Raw genomic sequence first — 3,758 nt, forward strand, 5'->3', positions numbered from 1 at the left:
GGGACCATTTCAGGCGGCACGCTGGAGCTGGAAGGTGTTTTGCCGCCGTCCGGTGTGCCCGGCGGTGTGCAGGGACGCCTGGTGGCCGCTGGTTTCCGCCTCGAGCAAATGCCCTTGCTGGCGCGCATTCTCGCCGCCGGATCGCTGGAGGGGCTGGGCAGCCTGTTCTCCGGTCAGGGCATCGATTTTGAACGTCTGGAAGTTGACTATGCCTTCGCCAACGGTCTTCTCGAAATGCGCGAGGGGCGGGTGGCTGGTCCCTCGCTCGGCCTCACCTGGACGGGCGTCGTTGATACCGCCGGCGAACGGCTGAACCTTTCCGGCACCATCCTGCCGTCCTACGGGCTCAACTCGGTTCTGGGCAACCTGCCCGTGGTGGGCGAATTGCTGACCTCGCGCCGGGGTGAGGGGATTGTCGGTGTCACTTTCACCGCGGAAGGCCCGTTCAACGCAACGCGCGTGACGGCCAATCCGCTCTCGGCGCTGGCGCCGGGCGTATTCCGCCGCATGTTCGAAGGAACGTCGGCCTTGCGCGAGCTCGATGCGCTGGAAGCACGCCGCCAGGCAGAGGCAGAGGCAGGCGTTGTTCCGGATGCGGCCGGTGACCCGGTCGATATCCGCCTGCCGTCAGAGGACGAGGTGGACGCAGGCCCTGACCTGCAGGAGCCTGCAGAGCCGCAACGCTGACACGTTCGTCTGCCTACTCCCCTGCGGCACGGTTCTCCAGCATCAATGACCAGCCTGCGCCCAGCTCGTTGGCGAGCCAGTTCAGATAGGCGTCCTGCAAGGCTTCACCGGTTTCCAGCGTAGGGCCAAAGCGGTTTTCCAGACGCAGGAGGATGGCATCATTGCGGTAGGTGTCGCTGGAGAATTCCAGATCCAGCTCGGCAGGGTGATAGACCTCGATCAGCAGATTGCCTGCGCAGCCTGACGCGCCGCCCTCACCGAACACGTTCAAGGTCACGATCAGGCGCCAGGTATGGCTTTCGTCGCCCTGTACCCAGTTGACTCCATAGTGTTCCAGGCTGCCGAGGACCACGTCGATGACGCGGTCGCCATCCATGCGGCAGCCCTCGCTCATCTCGCCGAAAATATTCACCGGCACTTCGTCCGCTACAAGTATGTCTAGCGCCGGAAGCTGTCCTGCCGGCATGTCCTGCGCAGAGGCGGAAAACGCGAAAAAGGCTGAAATACCGGCGGCGATGAAGGCTCGCATGGACGCACTCCTGTCTGGATGTTGGCGATCAGGCTATTCGAGCGGTTGAGTTGCAGCCATACCGTTACGCTTGTCCAGCCGTCTCTATGGCTTGATCCCGCGTCGCATCAGCCAATTGCCTCAATCCAGGTCTCGTAGGACCGGTCAAGCCCGCTTGTGTGTGACATCCGGTTGCCCTGAGGGGCAGGAGTGTTGCGCACATCACTGGGGGTCACGCCGAAACGGGTGCGGAAAGCGCGGGAGAAATGGGCTGGATCGCCAAAGCCCCAGCGATCGGCAATTTCCGCAATCGGGAGGTGAGCGTGGCGTGGCGAGACGAGCTCGGCAAAGCACCGGCGCAGACGCATTTCCCGGATCGTCTCATGAATGCCGGCAATATCGTTGAATGCGCGGTATAGCCGCGCACGCGATACGTTGAGCTGGCGGGCAAGCATGTCCGGGCCGAGATTCCGATCCTGCAGGCCGCGCGCGATAACCGCACGGGCGCGCAGGACAAGCGCGTGGCAGCTTTCCGGCATCGATGCCGCACCAACACCGGGCTTGGCGTTGAATACCGCAGCGGCCAGATCGAGCACCACGCCCGCAGCGACCGCTTCTTCTTCCGGTCCCAGATTGGCCCCTGTCCGGTAAAGCGAGACGATATAGTCGCCGAGCAGTTTGCCGGCGCCGGTCGAGGCGTCTGCCGTGGCAGCATGCTGGCTGTCGGGGCGCAGGAGCCGACCGGCCAGCCGGCGCCGGGGAATGAAGAGGTTCAGGAGATCGAAACCGGTATTCACCGAATCCAGCGTTTCAGCCAGATCAAGCGCCACCACACATCCACCGCCTGCCGTAACCGTCTTGCGGCGCCCGCGCCGGACGCTCACAGAGCCCTTGAGAAAGACCTGAAGCATGTAGTGGTCGATGCCATCCCGCGCGCACTTGGCCGCCGGTCTGGCAAAGGACTGGGTGTGCGAGGTGCAGCGGTTCAGCACGATGTCGTCGATCATCACGCTTTCCACCCGGGCCTGAAAACGCGGATGGGACCGGCCGGGATCCAGCCCGACCTCGTAGATCACGCCGACGCTTTCCCGCCACGCCTCAAAGCGGGTCTGCGGATCAAGCGAGCTTGTGCAGAATACGGTTGAGTTGGCCATATCAGCCCCCCGGCTTTGCCCCGGTTGCACGTCTCTGGCGGCTTTCCGAGGCGGGGCCACCCTAGTCCTGAGGCCAGTGATGGCAAGCACGGGGCTGGCTGCAGGTGCGAATGCGCACTGCTGCGCTTGCGAAAACTTCCGGCCTCGCGCAGGCTCGGCCCGATGGTGTGAGGCGGGGTTGCCGGATGAAGATGCTGTTACTGCCCGGAGACGGGATTGGACCGGAAGTGATTGACGAAGCGCGCCGGATTATCGCCGTGCTCAATACCGGTCACGGACTTGGCCTTGAGGTGGAAAGCGCTGAAATCGGCGGCGCCTCGATCGAGGCCCACGGCGTGCCGCTGGCACCGCACGTGCTGGCGCAGGCAAAGGCCAGCCACGCCGTGCTGATGGGGGCTGTTGGCGGCCCGCAATGGAAAGACGTCGCCTACCATCTCAGGCCTGAGCAAGGTCTGCTCGACCTTCGCAAAGGGCTCGGCCTCTTTGCCAATCTGCGCCCGGCCGTCTGCTTTGGCGCACTCGCAGACGCCTCCAGCCTGAAGCGCGAGGTGATTGAAGGCCTCGACATACTGATCGTGCGCGAACTGATCGGCGGGGTGTATTTCGGCGAGCCGCGCGGTATCGAAGAACTGCCGGATGGCACCCGCCGGGGCTTCAACACCCAGAGCTATTCCACCGGCGAGATCGAGCGGGTCGCCCGTACGGCCTTCACACTGGCTCGCCAGCGCCAGGGCCGGGTCTGCTCGGTGGAAAAGGCCAACGTGATGGAGTCCGGCGTGCTGTGGCGCGAGACCGTGACGGCCCTCCATGCGGCCGAGTTCTCCGATATCGAACTGAGCCATATGTATGCTGATAATTGCGCGATGCAGCTTGTGCGTCATCCGCGCCAGTTCGATGTGATCCTGACCGACAATCTGTTTGGTGACATTCTCTCCGACGAGGCGGCCATGCTGACCGGATCGCTGGGCATGCTGCCGTCTGCGGCGCTGGGTGCGCCGGGTCAGCCGGGTCTGTTCGAGCCCATTCACGGCTCGGCGCCGGACATTGCGGGCAAGGGTGTCGCCAATCCGTGTGCGGCGATTTTGAGCCTGGCCATGGCTTTGCGCTACCAGCTGGAACGGCCAGACCTTGCCGATCTGGTCGAAAAGGCCGTCAGCGATTGCCTCGCCGACGGATACCGGACTGCCGATCTGGCCGGCGGGCCGGACACACGCCAGGTTGGCACGCAAGGCATGGGCGAGGCGATAGCGGCGCGTCTGGCAGGCTAGGCGCCCAGCACAGCCTGCATCCGGTATCCCGGTGCATAGCTGATCGTGACGGCAGTTACCGGCGCGGTGCCGGTATGGGTCAGCCGTTCAACGATGAAGACGGCGCTTCCGGCCGCGCACCTTCGCTGTCCGGCCGAAAGC

General features: G+C 64.3%; 3 protein-coding genes and 1 pseudogene. 2 read left to right on the top strand and 2 right to left on the bottom strand.

Going from position 1 to position 3,758, the window contains the following annotated elements:
• A pseudogene (locus ACTS2Z_RS06295) lies at nt 1-687 on the top strand (hypothetical protein); the annotation flags it as partial.
• Nucleotides 688-700: 13 nt separating this feature from the next.
• On the opposite strand, the gene ACTS2Z_RS06300 reads toward ACTS2Z_RS06295, so the two are convergent.
• Together ACTS2Z_RS06300 and ACTS2Z_RS06305 are read right to left on the bottom strand one after the other, a co-directional pair.
• Nucleotides 701-1,216, bottom strand: a complete 516-nt coding sequence (locus ACTS2Z_RS06300) for a hypothetical protein (RefSeq protein ID WP_442572368.1) — start codon at nt 1,214-1,216, stop codon at nt 701-703.
• A gap of 107 nt (nt 1,217-1,323) precedes the next feature.
• A complete protein-coding gene (locus tag ACTS2Z_RS06305; protein ID WP_442572369.1) occupies nt 1,324-2,349 on the bottom strand; it encodes a helix-turn-helix domain-containing protein in 1,026 nt (341 codons plus the stop codon).
• Nucleotides 2,350-2,534: 185 nt separating this feature from the next.
• On the opposite strand from ACTS2Z_RS06305, the gene leuB reads away from it, so the two are divergent.
• Nucleotides 2,535-3,617 (top strand): 3-isopropylmalate dehydrogenase, encoded by a 1,083-nt coding sequence (leuB, locus tag ACTS2Z_RS06310; protein WP_442572370.1) that lies wholly within the window; start codon nt 2,535-2,537, stop codon nt 3,615-3,617.
• Nucleotides 3,618-3,758: the final 141 nt, after the last annotated feature.

It is taken from the genome of Glycocaulis sp., from assembly GCF_052168375.1.
Taxonomy (GTDB): domain Bacteria; phylum Pseudomonadota; class Alphaproteobacteria; order Caulobacterales; family Maricaulaceae; genus Glycocaulis.